The sequence below is a fragment of the uncultured Stenotrophomonas sp. genome (assembly GCF_963519925.1).
GTDB classification, from domain to species: domain Bacteria; phylum Pseudomonadota; class Gammaproteobacteria; order Xanthomonadales; family Xanthomonadaceae; genus Stenotrophomonas; species Stenotrophomonas maltophilia_AE.
On record NZ_CAUQPH010000078.1, the window covers coordinates 1 to 16,827 of the forward strand.

At 66.9% G+C, this 16,827-nt stretch carries 16 protein-coding genes; 7 read left to right on the forward strand and 9 right to left on the reverse strand.

Going from position 1 to position 16,827, the window contains the following annotated elements:
- Positions 1-89 precede the first annotated feature (89 nt).
- The gene (locus tag RWO33_RS13450; RefSeq protein WP_314105430.1) at positions 90-1,607 is read right to left on the reverse strand and encodes a fumarate hydratase; all 1,518 of its coding nucleotides are present in this window, start codon (positions 1,605-1,607) and stop codon (positions 90-92) included.
- A 230-nt stretch (positions 1,608-1,837) separates the two neighbouring features.
- On the opposite strand from RWO33_RS13450, the gene RWO33_RS13455 reads away from it, so the two are divergent.
- Positions 1,838-3,709, forward strand: a complete 1,872-nt coding sequence (locus tag RWO33_RS13455) for an ABC transporter ATP-binding protein (RefSeq protein WP_314105432.1) — start codon at positions 1,838-1,840, stop codon at positions 3,707-3,709.
- An 81-nt stretch (positions 3,710-3,790) separates the two neighbouring features.
- Positions 3,791-4,570 (forward strand): ferredoxin--NADP reductase, encoded by a 780-nt coding sequence (locus RWO33_RS13460; protein WP_145480227.1) that lies wholly within the window; start codon positions 3,791-3,793, stop codon positions 4,568-4,570.
- 135 nt (positions 4,571-4,705) lie between these two features.
- Here the strand turns inward: RWO33_RS13460 and RWO33_RS13465 are convergent, their stop codons facing one another.
- Positions 4,706-5,188 (reverse strand): glutathione peroxidase, encoded by a 483-nt coding sequence (locus RWO33_RS13465; RefSeq protein WP_314105435.1) that lies wholly within the window; start codon positions 5,186-5,188, stop codon positions 4,706-4,708.
- A 195-nt stretch (positions 5,189-5,383) separates the two neighbouring features.
- On the opposite strand from RWO33_RS13465, the gene RWO33_RS13470 reads away from it, so the two are divergent.
- Positions 5,384-7,549, forward strand: a complete 2,166-nt coding sequence (locus RWO33_RS13470; protein WP_314105437.1) for a M3 family metallopeptidase — start codon at positions 5,384-5,386, stop codon at positions 7,547-7,549.
- 115 nt (positions 7,550-7,664) lie between these two features.
- Here the strand turns inward: RWO33_RS13470 and cfa are convergent, their stop codons facing one another.
- From cfa to RWO33_RS13485, 3 genes are read right to left on the reverse strand one after another with little or no spacing between them, the layout of a single operon-like run.
- Positions 7,665-8,783 (reverse strand): cyclopropane fatty acyl phospholipid synthase, encoded by a 1,119-nt coding sequence (gene cfa / locus RWO33_RS13475; RefSeq protein WP_314105439.1) that lies wholly within the window; start codon positions 8,781-8,783, stop codon positions 7,665-7,667.
- 13 nt (positions 8,784-8,796) lie between these two features.
- On the reverse strand, positions 8,797-9,657 hold the full coding sequence (locus RWO33_RS13480; protein WP_314105441.1) for a DUF4163 domain-containing protein: 861 nt from the start codon (positions 9,655-9,657) through the stop codon (positions 8,797-8,799).
- 59 nt (positions 9,658-9,716) lie between these two features.
- A complete protein-coding gene (locus RWO33_RS13485) occupies positions 9,717-10,019 on the reverse strand; it encodes a GNAT family N-acetyltransferase (RefSeq protein ID WP_314105443.1) in 303 nt (100 codons plus the stop codon).
- 211 nt (positions 10,020-10,230) lie between these two features.
- On the opposite strand from RWO33_RS13485, the gene RWO33_RS13490 reads away from it, so the two are divergent.
- Positions 10,231-10,407 (forward strand): hypothetical protein, encoded by a 177-nt coding sequence (locus tag RWO33_RS13490; RefSeq protein ID WP_184126639.1) that lies wholly within the window; start codon positions 10,231-10,233, stop codon positions 10,405-10,407.
- A gap of 157 nt (positions 10,408-10,564) precedes the next feature.
- Here the strand turns inward: RWO33_RS13490 and RWO33_RS13495 are convergent, their stop codons facing one another.
- Both RWO33_RS13495 and RWO33_RS13500 read right to left on the reverse strand, forming a co-directional pair.
- Positions 10,565-11,188, reverse strand: coding sequence for a rhomboid family intramembrane serine protease (locus tag RWO33_RS13495; RefSeq protein WP_314105448.1), 624 nt, complete (start codon positions 11,186-11,188; stop codon positions 10,565-10,567).
- A gap of 8 nt (positions 11,189-11,196) precedes the next feature.
- The gene (locus RWO33_RS13500) at positions 11,197-12,759 is read right to left on the reverse strand and encodes an oligopeptide:H+ symporter (protein ID WP_314105449.1); all 1,563 of its coding nucleotides are present in this window, start codon (positions 12,757-12,759) and stop codon (positions 11,197-11,199) included.
- Positions 12,760-12,890: 131 nt separating this feature from the next.
- Here RWO33_RS13500 and RWO33_RS13505 point away from each other — a divergent pair, with 131 nt between their 5' ends.
- Positions 12,891-13,733, forward strand: a complete 843-nt coding sequence (locus RWO33_RS13505) for an endonuclease/exonuclease/phosphatase family protein (RefSeq protein WP_145480217.1) — start codon at positions 12,891-12,893, stop codon at positions 13,731-13,733.
- Between the two features lie 70 nt (positions 13,734-13,803).
- Here RWO33_RS13505 and RWO33_RS13510 read toward each other — a convergent pair whose 3' ends face one another.
- Positions 13,804-14,415, reverse strand: coding sequence for a superoxide dismutase (locus RWO33_RS13510; RefSeq protein WP_125359304.1), 612 nt, complete (start codon positions 14,413-14,415; stop codon positions 13,804-13,806).
- 296 nt (positions 14,416-14,711) lie between these two features.
- On the opposite strand from RWO33_RS13510, the gene RWO33_RS13515 reads away from it, so the two are divergent.
- Together RWO33_RS13515 and RWO33_RS13520 are read left to right on the forward strand one after the other, a co-directional pair.
- On the forward strand, positions 14,712-15,191 hold the full coding sequence (locus tag RWO33_RS13515) for a ribonuclease domain-containing protein (RefSeq protein WP_314105453.1): 480 nt from the start codon (positions 14,712-14,714) through the stop codon (positions 15,189-15,191).
- Positions 15,188-15,601, forward strand: coding sequence for a barstar family protein (locus RWO33_RS13520; protein ID WP_314105455.1), 414 nt, complete (start codon positions 15,188-15,190; stop codon positions 15,599-15,601). The genes RWO33_RS13515 and RWO33_RS13520 overlap by 4 nt, the downstream gene beginning before the upstream one ends.
- A 15-nt stretch (positions 15,602-15,616) precedes the next feature.
- Here the strand turns inward: RWO33_RS13520 and RWO33_RS13525 are convergent.
- On the reverse strand, positions 15,617-16,827 hold a 1,211-nt coding region (locus RWO33_RS13525; protein WP_314105457.1), incomplete at its 5' end, for a hypothetical protein.

Sequence of the window (16,827 nt, forward strand, 5' to 3'; positions counted from 1 at the left end):
CCCACCCGCCCGCCTTTTGCGCGGGCGGGGGGCGGGCCCCGGCCATCCCCCCGGCCGGCAACGGGCCGGCGCTACCGGAAGTGGGGCCGTCAGGCCACAACCACGGGGATCTTGCCGATGCGGGCCTGCCACTCGCGCGGGCCGGTGGTGTGCACCGATTCGCCGGTGGAGTCGACCGCCACGGTCACCGGCATGTCCTGCACGGTGAACTCGTAGATCGCTTCCATGCCCAGGTCGGCGAAGCCCACCACCCTGGCGGCCTTGATCGCCTTGGACACCAGGTAGGCCGAACCGCCCACCGCCATCAGGTAGGCCGACTTGTTGTCACGGATCGCCTCGATCGCGGCCGGGCCCCGCTCGGCGGCGCCCCGCTTGCCGTCCCGGGGGGTCGGCTCCCGCACCGGGCGGGTGAAGTGGGCCAGGCGGGTCGGGGGGGTGGGCCCGGCCGGGCCGACCACTTCGTCGCGGACCGGATCGACCGGGCCCACGTAATAGATGAAACGCCCCTTCAGGTCGACCGGCAGCGGCTCGCCCTTGTTGAGCATGTCGACCATGCGCTTGTGCGCGGCATCGCGGCCGGTGAGCAGCTTGCCATTGAGCAGCAGGGTCTGGCCCGGCTTCCAGCTGGCCACGTCTTCGGGGGTGATCGTGTCCAGGTCGACACGGGTGCCCTTGGAGGCGTCGTAGGTGATCTGCGGCCAGTCTTCCAGCGACGGCGGGTCCAGCATCACCGGACCGCTGCCGTCCAGGGTGAAGTGGGCGTGGCGGGTGGCGGCGCAGTTGGGAATCATCGCCACCGGCAGGTTGGCGGCGTGGGTCGGGAAGTCCTTGACCTTGATGTCCAGCACCGTGGTCAGGCCCCCCAGGCCCTGCGCGCCGATGCCCAGCGCATTGACCTTGTCGTACAGCTCCAGGCGCAGTTCTTCGGCCCGGTTGGACGCGCCGCGGGCCTTGAGTTCGTTGATGTCGATCGGCTCCATCAGCGATTCCTTGGCCAGCAGCATCGCCTTTTCAGCCGTGCCACCGATGCCGATGCCGAGCATGCCCGGCGGGCACCAGCCGGCGCCCATGGTCGGCACGGTCTTGAGCACCCAGTCGACGATGGAGTCGGACGGGTTGAGCATGGCGAACTTGCTCTTGGCTTCGGAGCCACCGCCCTTGGCCGCCACGATCACGTCCACGGTGTCGCCTGGCACGATCTTCATGTTGACCACGCCGGGGGTGTTGTCCTTCGTATTGACGCGCTTGCCGGCCGGATCGGCCAGCACCGAGGCGCGCAGCTTGTTGTCCGGGTGGTTGTACGCCCGACGCACGCCCTCATTGGCCATGTCTTCCAGGCTCATGGTGGCGTCATCCCAGCGCACGTTCATGCCCACTTCCAGGAACACGGTGACGATGCCGGTGTCCTGGCAGATCGGCCGGTGGCCTTCGGCGCACATGCGCGAATTGATCAGGATCTGCGCCATCGCTTCCTTCGCGGCCGGCGATTCCTCGCGCTCATAGGCGGCGGCAAGGCTCTTGATGTAATCGACCGGGTGGTAGTACGAGATGTACTGCAGCGCGTCGGCGATGGACTGGATGAGGTCTTCCTGCTTGATCGATGTCACGTAATGCTCGCTTGCTCGGGGCTGGCGGGGGTAAGCCCACCATTTTAGCGCCCCTGCCCGGCGGTGGTGGGAATGACTCCCGACAACCGACGCCTCGTGCATGCCGCGTTGGCCGCTGTCCCGGTAGCGCCGGCCGTTGGCCGGCCCTGACGAGCTCCGGATCGTGCGAGAGGGCCGGCCAACGGCCGGCGCTACCGGGCTTCACGGCGGGGGCAGGCACAATGTCTTCCATGCCCGCCTCCCCTGCTGCCGGCGCCGCCGGCCCCAAGAACCCCAGCCTGCGCGAACGCTTCCAGGCGATGCGCAACCTGCCCCCCTTCCTGCGCCAGGTCTGGCAGACCAGTCCCTGGCTGGCGTCGGCCAGCCTGGGCCTGCGGGTCATCCGCGCGTTGCTGCCGGTGGCGATGCTGTACGTGGGCAAGCTCATCATCGATGCGGCGCTGCTGCTGAGCCGCCACGAGGCCGGCTTTCCGCCGTTCGAGGAGGCCCTCTACAGCGGCCTGCTCAACCCGCTGCTGGGCCTGCTGGCGCTGGAGTTCGGCCTGGCCATCGCCTCGGACCTGCTCGGCCGCATCGTCAGCTACGCCGACACCCTGCTCTCGGAACTGTTCACCAACGTCACCAGCATCCGCCTGATGGAGCACGCGGCCGAGCTGGACCTGGAGGACTTCGAAGACCCGGACCTGCAGGACAAGCTCGACCGCGCCCGTCGCCAGACCATGGGCCGGATGAACCTGATGAGCCAGCTGTTCGGCCAGGTGCAGGACGCCATCACCGTGGCCAGCCTGGCGGTGGGCCTGCTGGTGTATGCGCCGTGGCTGATCCTGCTGCTGGCGGTGGCGCTGGTGCCGGCGTTCATTGGCGAGTCGCACTTCAACGCGGCCGGCTACAGCCTCAACTTCCAGTGGACGCCTGAGCGGCGCCAGCTGGACTACCTGCGCCAGATCGGGGCCAGCGTGGAGACCGCCAAGGAGGTGAAGATCTTCAACCTCCACCGCTTCCTGATCGACCGCTACCGCTTCCTGGCCGAGAAATTCTTCCGCGCCAACCGCGCGCTGGCACGCAAGCGTGCGTTCTGGGGCACGCTGCTGGCGGCGCTGGGCACGCTGGGCTACTACACCGCCTACGCCTACATTGCATGGCGCACCGTGCGCGGCGACTTTTCCATCGGCGACCTCACCTTCCTGGCCGGCAGCTTCCTGCGCCTGCGACAGTTGCTGGAAGGCCTGCTAATCGGCTTTTCGCAGGTGGCCAGCCAGGCGCTGTACCTGGACGACCTGTTCTCGTTCTTCCAGATCGAGCCGGAGATCCACTCGCGCCCGGACGCGGTACCGGTGCCGCAGCCGATCACCCGGGGCTTCGTGTTCGAGAATGTGGGTTTCCGCTACCCGGACGCCGAAGCGTGGGCGGTACGCCACCTTGATTTCGAGCTGCGTGCCGGCGAGGTGCTGGCCCTGGTGGGCGAGAACGGCGCCGGCAAGACCACCCTGGTGAAGCTGCTGGCGCGGCTGTACGACCCCGACGAAGGCCGCATCCTGCTAGACGGCCGCGACCTGCGCGACTACGACCTGGACGACCTGCGCGCCAACATGGGGGTGATCTTCCAGGACTTCGTGCGCTACAACCTGACCGCAGGCGAGAACATCGGGGTGGGCCTGGTCGAGGCCATGACCGACGATGCGCGCATCCGCGACGCGGCCCGGCGCGGCATGGCCGACGCGGTCATCGAGGGCCTGCCGCAGGGCTATGAGCAGCTGATCGGGCGCCGTTTCAAGCAGGGCGTGGACCTGTCCGGCGGGCAGTGGCAGAAGATCGCCATCGCCCGCGCCTACATGCGCGACGCGCAGGTGATGATCCTGGATGAACCGACCGCCGCGCTCGATGCGCGCGCCGAATTCGAGGTGTTCCAGCGCTTCAAGGAGCTATCCGACAACCGCACTGCGGTGCTGATCTCGCACCGGTTCTCGTCGGTGCGCATGGCCGACCGGATCCTGGTGCTGGCCGAGGGGCGGCTGGAAGCCAGCGGGACCCACGCCGAGCTGATGGCACAGGGCGGGCGGTACGCGGAATTGTTCGAATTGCAGGCCGCCGGGTACCGCTGAAGCAGCTTGACCCGGGTTCAATGAGAATTTATCTCATTTGAGATAAACTGGGTGCGACAACACAGATCAGACCCCACCCCCATGTCTTCCGCTTTCGGCGCCGAAACGGTGCTTGAAGTCCGTCACTGGACGGACGCCTACTTCAGCTTCACCACCACCCGCGACAGCGGCTTCCGCTTCGAGAACGGCCAGTTCGTGATGATCGGGCTGGAAACCGAGGCGCGTCCGCTGCTGCGTGCGTATTCGATTGCCAGCGCGAACTGGGAAGAGAACCTGGAGTTCTTCAGCATCAAGGTGCAGGACGGCCCGCTGACCTCGCGCCTGCAGCACATCAAGCCGGGCGACAAGGTGCTGGTGGGAAAGAAGCCGACCGGCACGCTGCTGATCAGCGACCTGCACCCCGGCAGGCACCTGTACCTGCTGGGCACCGGCACCGGCCTGGCGCCGTGGCTGTCTGTGATCAAGGACCCGGAAACCTACGAGCGCTTCGACAAGGTGATCCTTACCCACGGCGTGCGTTACGAGAAGGACCTGGCGTACCGCGAGCTGTTCGAGAAGGAACTGCGCGAGCACGAGTTCCTGGGCGAGATGATCGGCGACAAGCTGCTGTACTACCCCGCCGTGACCCGCGAACCGTTCCCGAACCAGGGCCGCCTCACGGCGCTGCTGGAAAGCGGCGAAATGCAGCGCACCCTTGGCCTGCCGGAACTGAGCCCGGAAAACGACCGCGCGATGATCTGCGGCAGCCCGCAGATGCTGGCCGACCTGCGCCACGTGCTGGACGCGCGCGGCTTCCAGACCTCGCCTCGGATCGGCACGCCGGGCCATTACGTGTTCGAGCGCGCGTTCGTCGAGAAGTGACGTCTGACCGATGCCTCACCGCGTAGAGCCACGCCCTGCGTGGCTGCTCTTCGTTGGGCACCGCCAAGCCACGCACAGCGTGGCTCTACGCCGGTTTCCCGCACTCCGTAGCGACACGCCACGCGTGTCCAGCGGTCACCCCAACGCAGCCTCGATATCGCCGCGCAGGCTTTCCGGCTTGTCGGTGGGTGCGTAGCGCTCCCGCACCTTGCCATCACGGCCGACCAGGAACTTGCTGAAGTTCCATTTGATCCCGCTGAGGCCGAGCACCCCCGACTTCTCGGCCTTGAGCCACGACCACAGCGGATGGGCGTTGGCACCGTTGACCTCGATCTTCTCCGACAGCGGGAAGTCCACCTCGTAGGTCAGTGAACAGAAGCTGCGGATCTCATCAGCATTGCCCGGCTCCTGGCGGCCGAACTGGTCGCAGGGAAAACCGATCACGACCAGGCCGCGCTCGCGATACTCGCGCCACAGCGCTTCCAGCCCTTCGTACTGCGGGGTGAAGCCGCATTTGCTGGCCACGTTGACCAGCAGCAGGGCCTGGCCTCGGTACTGGTCCAGCGACTGGGGCTGGCCGTCGAGGTCCACGAACGAGAAATCGAAGGCGGTGGTCATGCGAGTACTCCGGGGAGGGGTCAGGCCATTGTAGAGCCACGCCCTGCGTGGCTGCCCTTCGCCGGACGCCCCGCAGCCACGCAGGGCGTGGCTCTACGGCAGCCATCGTTCCGCCTGCGCACATGCCTTTCGACACAAGCCCGCGTCCCTCGGGCCGGGTTACCCTCGGGCACTTGTCTGACCGGAGATTACCCCTTGACCACCCGTCTTGCCCTCGCCGTCGCCGTGACCCTCGGCCTTGCCCTGCCCGCCTATTCCGCCGTGGCCGCCACCCCGGCCGCCAACGCTGCCCAGCAGGCCAACCCGTTCTTCGCCGACAGCCCCCTGCCGCTGCACTACCCGCAGTTCGACAAGATCAAGGACAGCGACTTCGCCCCCGCCTTCGATGCCGGCATGGCCCAGCAGCTGAAGGAAGTGGAGGCCATCGCCAACAACAAGGCCAAGCCGACCTTCGACAACACCCTCATCGCCCTGGAAAAGAGCGGTGACACCCTGGACCGCGCTACCACCGTGTTCTTCAGCCTGGTCGGCGCCGACACCAACGATGCGCGCAAGAAGCTGCAGGCCGACTACTCGGCGAAGTTCGCCGCGCACAGCGATGCGATCGCGCTGAACGGCAAGCTGTTCGCCCGCATCCAGGCGCTGTACGACACCCGCACCCAGCTCGGTCTGGACGCCGAAGGCGTGCGCCTGGTCGAGAAGTACTACGAAAGCTACGTGCGCGCCGGCGCCAAGCTGAGCGAAGCCGACAAGACCAAGCTCAAGGCGATGAACGCAGAGCTGGCCAACCTGGGCACCAAGTTCAGCCAGAACGTGCAGAACGAAGTGAATGCCTCGGCGGTGACCGTGGACGACGTCAAACTGCTCGACGGCCTGTCGGCCGAGCAGATCGCCGCCGCCTCCGAAGCAGCCAAGGCACGCAAGCTGGACGGCAAGTACGTCATCGCCCTGCTCAACACCACCGGCCAGCCGCCGCTGACCAACCTGACCAACCGCGACCTGCGCAAGAAGATCTACGACGCTTCGGTCACCCGTGGCAGCCGCGGTGGCGAGTTCGACAACACCGCGTTGGTCGCGCGCATCATGCAGCTGCGCGCCGACAAGGCCAAGCTGATGGGCTTCGAGAACTTCGCCGCCTACAACCTGACCAACCAGACCGCCAAGACCCCCGAAGCGGTCAACGCGATGCTGGGCCAGCTGGCCCCGGCCGCGGTGGCCAACGCCAAGCGCGAAGCCGCCGACCTGCAGGCGATGATCGACAAGGAACAGAAGGCCGCCGGCAAGCCGACCTTCAAGCTCGAGGCATGGGACTGGGCCTTCTACAGCGAGAAGGTGCGCCAGGCCAAGTACAACTTCGACGAATCCCAGCTCAAGCCGTACTTCGAGCTGAAGAACGTGCTGGAGAACGGCGTGTTCTTCGCCGCCAACCAGGAATACGGCCTGACCTTCAAGCAGCGCACGGACCTGCCGGTCTACCACGACGACGTCACCGTGTATGACGTGTTCGATGCCGACGGCAGCCAGCTGGCAATCTTCATCTTCGACCCGTACGCCCGCGCCTCCAAGCGTGGCGGTGCGTGGATGAACGCCTACGTGCAGCAGTCCGGCCTGACCGGCTTCAAGCCGGTGGTGGCCAACCACCTCAACATTCCCAAGCCGCCGGCCGGCCAGCCGACCCTGCTGACCTGGGATGAAGTGACCACCACCTTCCACGAATTCGGCCATGCGCTGCACGGCATGTTCTCGAACGTGAAGTACCCGTACTTCTCGGGCACCTCGGTGCCGCGCGACTTCGTCGAGTTCCCCTCGCAGGTCAACGAGATGTGGGCCGACAACCCGGCGATCCTGAAGAACTACGCCAAGGATTACCGCAACGGCACTGCGATGCCGCAGGCGCTGCTCGACAAGGTGCTGGCCGCGGCCAAGTTCAACCAGGGCTTCGCCACCACCGAGTACCTGGGCGCGGCCATGCTCGACCAGCGCTGGCACCAGATCGGCCCGGACCAGGTGCCGGCCGCCAAGGACGTGATGGCCTTCGAACGCGCGGCGCTGGAGAAGGACGGCATCTATTACGCACCGGTCCCGCCGCGCTACAAGACTCCGTACTTCAGCCACATCATGGGCGGCTACTCGGCCGGCTACTACGCCTACATCTGGTCGGAAGTGCTGGACGCCAACACCCAGAAGTGGTTCCGCGACAACGGCGGCCTGAGCCGCAAGAACGGCGACCACTTCCGCGCCACCCTGCTGTCCAAGGGGGGCAGCGTGGACGCGATGCAGCTGTTCCGCGATTTCGCCGGTCATGAGCCGCAGATCGAACCGCTGCTCGAGAAGCGTGGACTGGTTCCGGATAAGAAGTAACGCGCCTGCAAGTCAGAACCGCCCGGCAGATGCCGGGCGGTTTTTTTTTGCTTTGCCGGGTTCATCGCGGACACGCATGGCGTGTCCCTGGCCATGCCACACCGTTCGCGTGCGATCACCTCGGTGCGACATACCCGCCCGGCACGCCGTTGGGCGACAGCACCAGCTGCCACAACTGGGCGTGCCGGCAGCGGAAGCTGGCCATGGAGCCGGCCAGGTAGAAACGCCACATCCGCTTGAAGCGTTCGTCGTAGCATTGCGGGTCCAGCTGCGGCCAGGCCGCTTCCACATTGGCGCGCCAGGCCTGCAGGGTGCGGTCGTAGTCGGCGCCGAAGCTGTGCCAGTCCTCCAGCACGAACAGGCCCTCATATGCGGCGGTGATCTGCGCCGCCGACGGCAGCATCGAGTTGGGGAAGATGTAGCGCGCGATCCACGGGTCTGTGCGGTGCCGCGACAGATTGCTGCCAATGCTGTGCAGCAGGAACAGACCGTCCGGCGCCAGGCAGCGCCGCGCCATCTCGAAATAGCTGCGGTAGTTCTTGTCGCCCACGTGCTCGAACATGCCCACCGACAGGATCGCATCGAAGCGCTCGTCCACCTCGTGGTAGTCCTGCAGGCGGATCTCGATCGGCAGGCCCGCGCACAGCCTGCGGGCGAAGTCGGCCTGCTCCTGCGAGATCGTAATGCCCACGCCGGAAACACCATAGCGTTCGGCGGCGAACTTCAGCGCCTCGCCCCAACCGCAACCGATGTCCAGCACGCGCTGCCCCGGGCGCAGCCCGAGCTTGCGGCAGATCAGGTCCAGCTTGGCTTCCTGCGCGCTGTCCAGGTCGTTGGCCTGCGCCCAGTAGCCGCAGCTGTACACCAGCCGCTTGCCGAGCATGGCGTGGTACAGGTCGTTGCCCAGGTCGTAGTGGCGGCGGCCGACCTCCAGGCTGCCGCCGCCGGCCTGCAGGTTGAACAGCCGCGCCTTCAGCGCGTCGCCCAGCTCGCGCCAGCCGTGTACGCGCTCACCCAGGTGGGCCTGCAACACGTGCAGCAGGAAGCCATCCAGCGAGGCCGCGTCCCACTGCCCATCCATGTAGCTTTCGCCCAGCCCGAGCGAACCTTCGGCGATGACCCGCGAATAGAAGCGCGGATCGTTCACGTGGATGTCGTGCGGCCGGTCACCGTCGACGGTGACGTCGGCCTCGTGCAGCAACTCGATGACCCGTCGTTGCAGCCCCACGTCCACGGTCGGCCCCCTTCTAGCCCTTGGCGAACAGCCCGGCGTAGGCCGGGGCCACGTGCGGCGCCAGCACGGCGGCCGGCACGTCCACGGTCTGGGTGCCATCCGAATACGGCCCCACCTGGTACGGCGGGAACACGAAACGCACGGCCTTGATCAGCCCATTCGGATCGGTCATCGGCTGGAACTGGCTGAAGTTGTCGGCGCTGGCCCCGGTGCCGTCCGCAATCATCCGGCTGGCACTGCGCAGCGCCTCCTGCATCTGGCCCGGCTCCATGTCGTCGCTGCTCAGCCGGGTCGCCATGCGCTCGCGCAGCTGGTCGGCCACGTAGTCGCTGACCACGCCCCAGCCCTTGCTGTCGGCGATCAGCATGTCGGCGGTCAGCATCTGCTGCGCATCCGGCAGCCACACGAACCGGGCCACCAGCGGCTCGCCATGGGCGCCCCCGGTGTAGCGGCTGCCGTCGGCGCTGATCACCAGCAGCTGCGGGGTCTCCAGCACCTTTTCAAAGCTCAGCGACAGCTCGTAGGGCATGGTCGGCTTGTCGTTGCCCAGGCCGTCCACCGCCTGCTGCAGTTCGGCGCGCGCGGCCGTGGCGTAGTCCGACAGGGCCTTGGCCAGCCCAGGGAAACGGTTCACGTCCGGCGGATAGCTGATGCCCACCACCGCCTGCGGGGTGTTTTCGATGACATCGCGCAGCTCCAGCGGCGCCTCTGCCGTTGCCTGGGGCGTGGCGATGCCCGGTTGCGCGGCGGTGCTGTCGACGGCGGGCGCCACCGCGCTGTCATCCTCGCGCTTGCACCCACCCAGCAGCACCAGACCCACGGCCAACGCCAGCGCGCCGATACGCAGCGCGCGGCGGTTCCCTGCGATGTTCATTGCAATCCCCTTGTTGAAACCCAGCATGATGATCCTTCGTCCGTGAAAAGCGCCTGTGTTCAAGACGCCAGCAAGTCGTCGTATTCGGTGTGCCGTGCGAAGAACTGCTCGGCGTAGGCGCACGCCGGCACCACCTTGAGCTTGTTGTCGCGCGCATAGCGCAGGGCGACCTTGGTCAGCTCCCCCGCGATGCCGCGGCCGCCGATGGCCTCGGGCACCTCGGTATGGGTAATGACCATCCGTTTGCGCTTGATCTGGTAGTCCAGCAGGGCCAGGTGTCCCTGGACCCGCGCCTGGAACCGGTGGCGGTCCAGGTCGTGCTCCACCTCATATGCCAATCCCGGCGGGGTGACCGAAGCCATGGCGGTGTCTCCTGCGGCGACTGTCGCGATAGTGCGCAGCGCGGCGCCATGATCGCGTGAAGCCTGAACAGGGGCAACAGGCGACGCATTGGGTCACATGCCGTCCTAAAGTCCGCCCGATTCAAGCCGATATCGGTTTCGGACAGGCCGCAAAAGCTGGCACGCGTTTTGCGACACCTGTCTGCCCCATCCGTGTCCCAAGGAGTGTCACATGGACCATGCACCCGACTTCACCCAGCCCGGCGACGCCGACAGCTCGCTGCTGGAAGGCCTGTTCCAGCTGGCCCTGAATGGCCAGACCCAGGGGTCGGAATTCGACCTGATCGACCACGAGGTCTACGCCCGCCTGCTCAGCACCTACGGTACCGACCAGCGTTTCGCGGCGTAAAGCAGTCACGACCAACGGTATGCCTGCCTGCGGCAGGCCCCCTTCGGGCCGTCGACGAGCGACGTTAGGAACGGCTGCGCCGTTCCTTGCGTGACCTACCGGGAAAATGGTCGGCAGAACCCGGGTAGGTCACGACCGTTGGTCGTGACCCTCCCCCTCAGCCGCCCAGGCTGAAGCGCGGGTTGCTCAGCTCGGCCAGGAAGTGCCCGAAGATCTCCGGGCGCATCGCCAGCATGAAGATCACCCCGAACGCGGCACCGGCCAGGTGCGCGCTGTGGTTGATGCGGTCACCGCCCCTGCGGTCCATCCAGATGCTGTAGCCGACGTAGAACGCGGCATAGACGATCGCCGGCGCCGGAATGAAGAACACGAAGATGATGGTCCACGGGCTGAGCAGGATGAAGGCGAACAGCACCGCCGACACCGCGCCCGACGCCCCCAGGCTCATGTAGTTCGGGTTCTTCTGGTTCTTCAGGTAGCTGGGCAGGATCGACACCACCAGCGCTCCCAGGTAGAACGCCGGGTAGGTCAGGTAGCTGCCGGTCAGGCTGGCCATGACCCGCTCGATCTGCCCGCCGAAGAAGAACAGCGTGATCATGTTGAAGATCAGGTGCGACCAGTCCGCATGGATGAAGCCGTAGGTCACCAGGCGGTCGTACTGGCGCTTGCGGTCCACCGCCGGCGGCCACAGGATCAGGCGGTCGGCCAACGCGCGGTTGTTGAAGGCCATCCACGACACCAGGGCGGTGATGGCGATCAGCAGCAGGTTCACGGGGGTCATGGCAGTACTCAGGCAGCGCGGTAGTTGTCGACCATACGATAGCGCTTGGCATACCAACCGAAGGCCAACGCGGCGACAAAGGCGAACCCGGCGAAGAAGAACATCAGGAACGCGGCCTCGCTGAGCCCGGTACTGGCGATCTGGTGGGTCACCGCGTCATTGCGGACCGCGGCGTTGGACAGCAGCACCCACAGGTTGCCGATGGTGGTGGTCAGGTTCCAGAAGCTCATCACCACGCCCTTCATCGCCTGCGGCGCCTGGCTGTAGGCGAACTCCAGGCCGGTGGCCGAGACCAGCACCTCACCGAAGGTGAGCAGCGCGTACGGCAGCATCTGCCAGAAGATCGACATGACGTTGCCGCCGTCCATCATCACCTGGATGCCGCCGACCGCGATCCAGGCCAGGCCGCTGAAGGCGATACCCGCGGTCATGCGGCGCAGCGCGGTGGGCTCGAAGCCGAACCGGCGCAGGGCCGGGTACAGCACCAGGTTGTTGAAGGGAATCAGGATCATCACCAGCAGCGGGTTCAACGCCTGCATCTGCGAGGCGGTGAACCACGACGGCATGGCCATCTGCTGGCCCTGCAGCACCCAGGTCGAGGCCTTCTGGTCGAACAGCGAGAAGAACGGGGTGGTCAACGCGAAGATCACCAGCACGCGCAGCACCGAACGCACGCCCTCCACCGCTTCTGCCGGATGCGAAGCGCGGGCGCGGTCGAGCTGGATCCAGGTACCGCCGCCTACGCCGGCCAGCACCAGCACCAGGGCGATGCACAGGCAGATCACGATGCCCAGGCTGCCCACCAGGCCCATCGAGGCCACCGCCAGCACCGCGCCGAGGATCGCCAGGGTGCGGCCCGGCCGGCCCTTGCCCGGCACCTGCGCCGACAGCGCGGTACGCACCACGTTGCCGAACGAATGCGGGTCCTTGGGCGGCAGCGGCACCAGCACGTAGCGCTTGCGGCCCAGCCAGAACACGAAGGTGGCCACGAACATCAGGATGCCCGGGATGCCGAACGCCCACTGCGGACCCAGATTCTTCAGCGCCAGCGGGATCAGCAGCGAGGCGAACAGCGAGCCGAAGTTGATGATCCAGTAGAAGGCATCGAACACGATCTTGGCCAGGTGCTTGTTGCTCTGGTCGAACTGGTCGCCCATGAACGAAGCCACCAGCGGCTTGATGCCACCGGCGCCGAGCGCGATCAGGCCCAGGCCGAGGAAGAACCCTTCGCGGCTGTTCTCGAACAGCGCCAGGCAGGCGTGGCCGGCGCAGTAGACCAGGCTGAACCAGAGGATGGTGTGGTACTTGCCGAAGAACTTGTCGGCCAGCCAGCCGCCGAGCAGCGGGAAGAAGTACACGCCGATCATGAAGCTGTGCATGATGTCCTTGGCCTCGCCGGCGCGGCCATCGGCGGTGATCTCCTGCAGCAGCAGCGAGGTGATCAGGAACTGCACCAGGATGTTGCGCATCCCATAGAAGCTGAACCGTTCGCAGGCCTCATTGCCGATGATGTACGGAATCTGGCGTGGCATCTTTCCCTTGCCAGCGCTGGCGGCTGCGGTCGTGCTCATGCGTCGGGGCTGTCCTGCGGGTTCAAAGGGCGCAAGGTTACCGGAACGATCCCGGCGGCGCACGCTGCGCCGGGACGTGACATTTGACCGAAGTCACGGCACGTCGACGGCCCAAGCGTAAACTTATCGTTATGCGCCTCCTCCCCACGGTTGTCGCAGGACACTGGCACGGCTGGCTCCTGCTCCTCTTGTTGACCGCCCCCGCACTCCCGGCCAACGCCCGCCAGGGCGAGGCGGCGCCGCGCCTGCTGAGGATCGCCACCCTGGAGCTGCCGGTCGGCGCCGACGCCGAGTGGGAACAGCGCCGCGAACAGCTGCTGCAGGTGCTGGAAGGACTGCAGCCGGACGTGATCGCGGTACAGCGGGTGCAGCAGTCGGAGGGCCGCAATCCGGCCTGCTGGCTGGCGACCCGGTTGCGCTACAGCTGCGACTTCGTCACCGCCGACCCGCCCAGCCAGCGCGTGCGCCATGGCAGCGCCATGCTCAGCCGGCTGCCGGTTTCCGAGGACGGGGTCACCCTGCTGCACCCGCCTGGCCAGTACAGCGCGGCCGGCATGCTGCGGATCAAGCTGCACGAGGAGCTGGTCAACATCTATGTAGCGCGGCTGCGTCCGGAACCGGACGAAGCGCAGGTGCGGCAGCACCAGACCAGCGACCTGATGACCTGGATCGGCGCCACCTCCGATGGCCTGCCCTCGCTCATCGCCGGCGACTTCTCCGCCGAGACCGAAGAGCTGGTGCGCAGTTCGCCCGGGTTCCAGCCGGTACGCAAGAATCCCGGCGAGCGGGTCGATCCGCCGTCGCTGGCCGGTGCGGCCAGCGGGCACGGTCTGGACGTGCTGTTCCAGGTTTCGCATTTCGCCAGCGAGGGCCTGCAGCCGGTGAAGCTGCCGGCAGCGGAAGGGAGCCCGGGCACCGCATTGCGGCTGGGCATCCTGGCCACGTTGCGCGTCCAGGGAGAAGCACCGCGGTAGATCCCACGGCAGGCGCCGGCCAGCGGCCGGCACCACGGAAAAGCCGGGCATATGCCCGGCTTTTCGTCGATCAGGCGATCGCTTCCTGGTAACGGCGCTCGACTTCGTTCCAGTCGACGACGTTGAAGAAGGCGCCGATGTATTCCGGGCGACGGTTCTGGTACTTCAGGTAGTACGCGTGTTCCCACACGTCCAGGGCCAGGATCGGAGTGTTGCCGTCCATCAGCGGGCTGTCCTGGTTGGCACTGCTTTCCACCACGACTTTCTTGTCCGGGGTGACGCTCAGCCAGGCCCAGCCGCTGCCGAAGCGGGTCAGCGCTGCCTTGGTGAAGGCTTCCTTGAACTTCTCGAAACCGCCCAGCTGGGCATCGATGGCCTTGGCCACGTCGCCGACCGGGTTGCCACCGGCATTCGGCGCCATCACCGTCCAGAACAGGGTGTGGTTGGCGTGGCCACCACCATTGTTGCGGACCACGCCCTGCAGGTTTTCCGGCAGCGACTTGGTCTTCTTGACCAGCTCTTCGACCGGCAGGTCGGCGTATTCGGTGCCTTCGAGCGCAGCGTTGACGTTGTTGATGTAGGTCTGGTGGTGCTTGGTGTGGTGGATTTCCATCGTGGCCGCATCGATATGCGGCTCAAGCGCGTCGTAGGCGTAGGACAGCTTGGGGAGGGTATAGGCCATGTGGTTCTCCTGGTAGCTCACTCGCCCGGCGAAGACCGGGCGTTGCGTGTCGATGATGGGGATGGCCGACGAGCTTACCAAGGCCCACGTAAAGGAAACTTCGTTCCGGCGAAAAGCGCGCGTTACGCACAGGTGACGAAACCAGCGGGTGGCGCAGGGCCATCCCCACCGCGTAGTGCCACGCCCTGCATGGCAACCCGGCGATCCCCACGCGTAGTGCCACGCCCTGCGTGGCAACCAGGCGATCCCCACAGAAGAAGCATTACAGTAGACCCACCCTCGCCACAGCAATCCCCATGCGCAAGCCCCTGCTGTTACTACTCGCCATCGCAGTACTGATCGGTGGCCTGGCCGCGATCAGGCTCGCCCAGCGTGCGCCGGCGCCGGACTTCGCCCCGTCACTCACCCAGCCCGACGCCGCCGTGGCACCAGTCTCCGAGGCACCGGCCAACCCGGGTGCCGCCGCGCAGCGCACGCACGACCCCCTGCCCGCCTTCCTGCCACCCGAAGCGCGCACCACCATCAAGCTGATCCAGCGCGGCGGGCCCTACCCGCACCGCCAGGACGGCGGCGTGTTCGGCAACCGCGAACAGCGCCTGCCCGATCGTCCGCGTGGCTACTACCGCGAGTACACCGTGGACACGCCGGGCGCCGGCAACCGCGGCGCACGCCGCATAGTGACCGGCGGCACCCCGCCGACCGGTTGGTTCTACACCGATGACCACTACGAAACCTTCCGCAGTTTCGAGGTCCCACCTGCCGGGAGCTGGCAATGAACCACGAAGCATTCGAATTGAACCTGGACGACATCAACAATGCCGGCGTGTATTCGGTCACCGATGAAGACATTGGCGCACTGGCGGCCGCGATGCGGGGGGCCGGCCTGCGCGTGGCGACGATCGACCTGGGCGGCTGCAGCGACAAGCACACGCTGCTGATGCGCATCGCCGCGCAGATGGATTTTCCCAGCACCTTCGGCCGCAATTGGGATGCCCTGCTGGACTGCCTGCGCGACCTGTCGTGGTGGCAGGCTAACGGTTACGCGCTGTTCTTCAGCGGTGCCGACGACCTGAAGGCCGCGGACGGGACGGATTTCGACACCCTGCTGGATGTCCTGGACGACGCCAGCGAGACGTGGAGCGAACACGATGTGCCGTTCTGGGCGTTCGTCGCGTTGAACGAGTAGATGACGGCGTTGCCGTCATCGGCTGCCGTTGTCGTCCTGTAGTTCTTTCTTGAACGGCACGTCCGGTGGCGGGCGGGCCACGGCTGGCTGGTCCTGCATGTTCGGGTCGGTCAGGCCGCAGCCGCCGCCGAACTGCAGGATCGAGACCACGCAGGAGATCTTCGAGCTGGTGCCGGGAATCGGAATTTCCACGGCCTTGATGCCCTTGCGCACCCATTCGGCCAGCAGCGACTCGTTCGGCGCCCAGTACTTGTCGAACGAGGTCGGCGTGTAATCGTACGGCGGGCGCTTGAGCCAGGTGCCCGATTGCGCGATGCGCTCGCGGCTCCAGCCGTCGTTCTCGCCACCGGGCGCGCCGCGCTCGCTGTCACCGCTGCCGTCCTGCCCCGGCACGCGCACGCTGCCGTCCGCGTTGAACAACCCATCGCCGGTGCGCGCAGCCCCTTGGTTGGCCTGTGCACCACTGCGTTCGCCGTCGCGATTGCGGGTAGAGGCGCCCCAGTCGTCGCCACGTGCCGGGGTCGCCCAGTTGCCCGGCGTGGGCGACGGGCGAGCGGCCGGTGGGGTCGCCGCAGCCGGTGTCGCAGCCGTGCTGCGGTTCGGTGCGGCCGTGCTGGCACTGCTGGACGTGCTGGCCGCATTCCGGCTCGGCGTGGCAGACGCGGTGGAGCTGGCGGTCGACGGCGTGGCGGTTGCCGGCGCCGGACGCGGCGCTGCATTGGGCACGGCGCGCTCGCGCACGCTTACCTCCGGGCTGCGCCCGGGGACGGTGATCTCGCGCTGCGGCACCGGGGCCACCGCGACCGACACCGACGGTGCCGGCGCGATCTCGCGCTCACGTACCTGCGCTTCCCGCTGCGGCACGGTGATCTCCACGCGTGGGCCGGCAGTGGGAACCGGTGGCGTGGGCGCGTTGACCACCGTGACCTCGCGCTCGCGCACTACCGGCTCGGGTGTGCGCAGCTGCGGCTGCACCGGACGCACAGCCGGTGCGACCAGGGGCGGCGTGGGCGCTTCCACTACCTCTACGGTGCGCTCGCGCACCTGCAGCTCCGGCGCCTCGCGCGGGATCACCCGCACGTCGGTACGCGGCACGCTGGTGGGCGGCACCACGAAATCAGTGGTGGCCTCGGCCACGTCGGTGGCCTGCACCGGTTGTTCGACCGGGGTTGGCGCGGGCGTCGGCGGCGTGGGGGTGGGCTCGACACTGGCGACCGGTTCTGCAG

What these genes read in the sequence shown, in the direction of transcription:
- RWO33_RS13455 (WP_314105432.1), top strand. Translation starts at nt 1,838, where the DNA reads ATGCCCGCCTCCCCTGCTGCCGGCGCCGCCGGCCCCAAGAACCCCAGC.
- RWO33_RS13460 (WP_145480227.1), top strand. Translation starts at nt 3,791, where the DNA reads ATGTCTTCCGCTTTCGGCGCCGAAACGGTGCTTGAAGTCCGTCACTGG.
- RWO33_RS13465 (WP_314105435.1), bottom strand. Translation starts at nt 5,188, where the DNA reads ATGACCACCGCCTTCGATTTCTCGTTCGTGGACCTCGACGGCCAGCCC.
- RWO33_RS13480 (WP_314105441.1), bottom strand. Translation starts at nt 9,657, where the DNA reads ATGAACATCGCAGGGAACCGCCGCGCGCTGCGTATCGGCGCGCTGGCG.
- RWO33_RS13485 (WP_314105443.1), bottom strand. Translation starts at nt 10,019, where the DNA reads ATGGCTTCGGTCACCCCGCCGGGATTGGCATATGAGGTGGAGCACGAC.
- RWO33_RS13490 (WP_184126639.1), top strand. Translation starts at nt 10,231, where the DNA reads ATGGACCATGCACCCGACTTCACCCAGCCCGGCGACGCCGACAGCTCG.
- RWO33_RS13495 (WP_314105448.1), bottom strand. Translation starts at nt 11,188, where the DNA reads ATGACCCCCGTGAACCTGCTGCTGATCGCCATCACCGCCCTGGTGTCG.
- RWO33_RS13500 (WP_314105449.1), bottom strand. Translation starts at nt 12,759, where the DNA reads ATGAGCACGACCGCAGCCGCCAGCGCTGGCAAGGGAAAGATGCCACGC.
- RWO33_RS13505 (WP_145480217.1), top strand. Translation starts at nt 12,891, where the DNA reads ATGCGCCTCCTCCCCACGGTTGTCGCAGGACACTGGCACGGCTGGCTC.
- RWO33_RS13510 (WP_125359304.1), bottom strand. Translation starts at nt 14,415, where the DNA reads ATGGCCTATACCCTCCCCAAGCTGTCCTACGCCTACGACGCGCTTGAG.
- RWO33_RS13515 (WP_314105453.1), top strand. Translation starts at nt 14,712, where the DNA reads ATGCGCAAGCCCCTGCTGTTACTACTCGCCATCGCAGTACTGATCGGT.
- RWO33_RS13520 (WP_314105455.1), top strand. Translation starts at nt 15,188, where the DNA reads ATGAACCACGAAGCATTCGAATTGAACCTGGACGACATCAACAATGCC.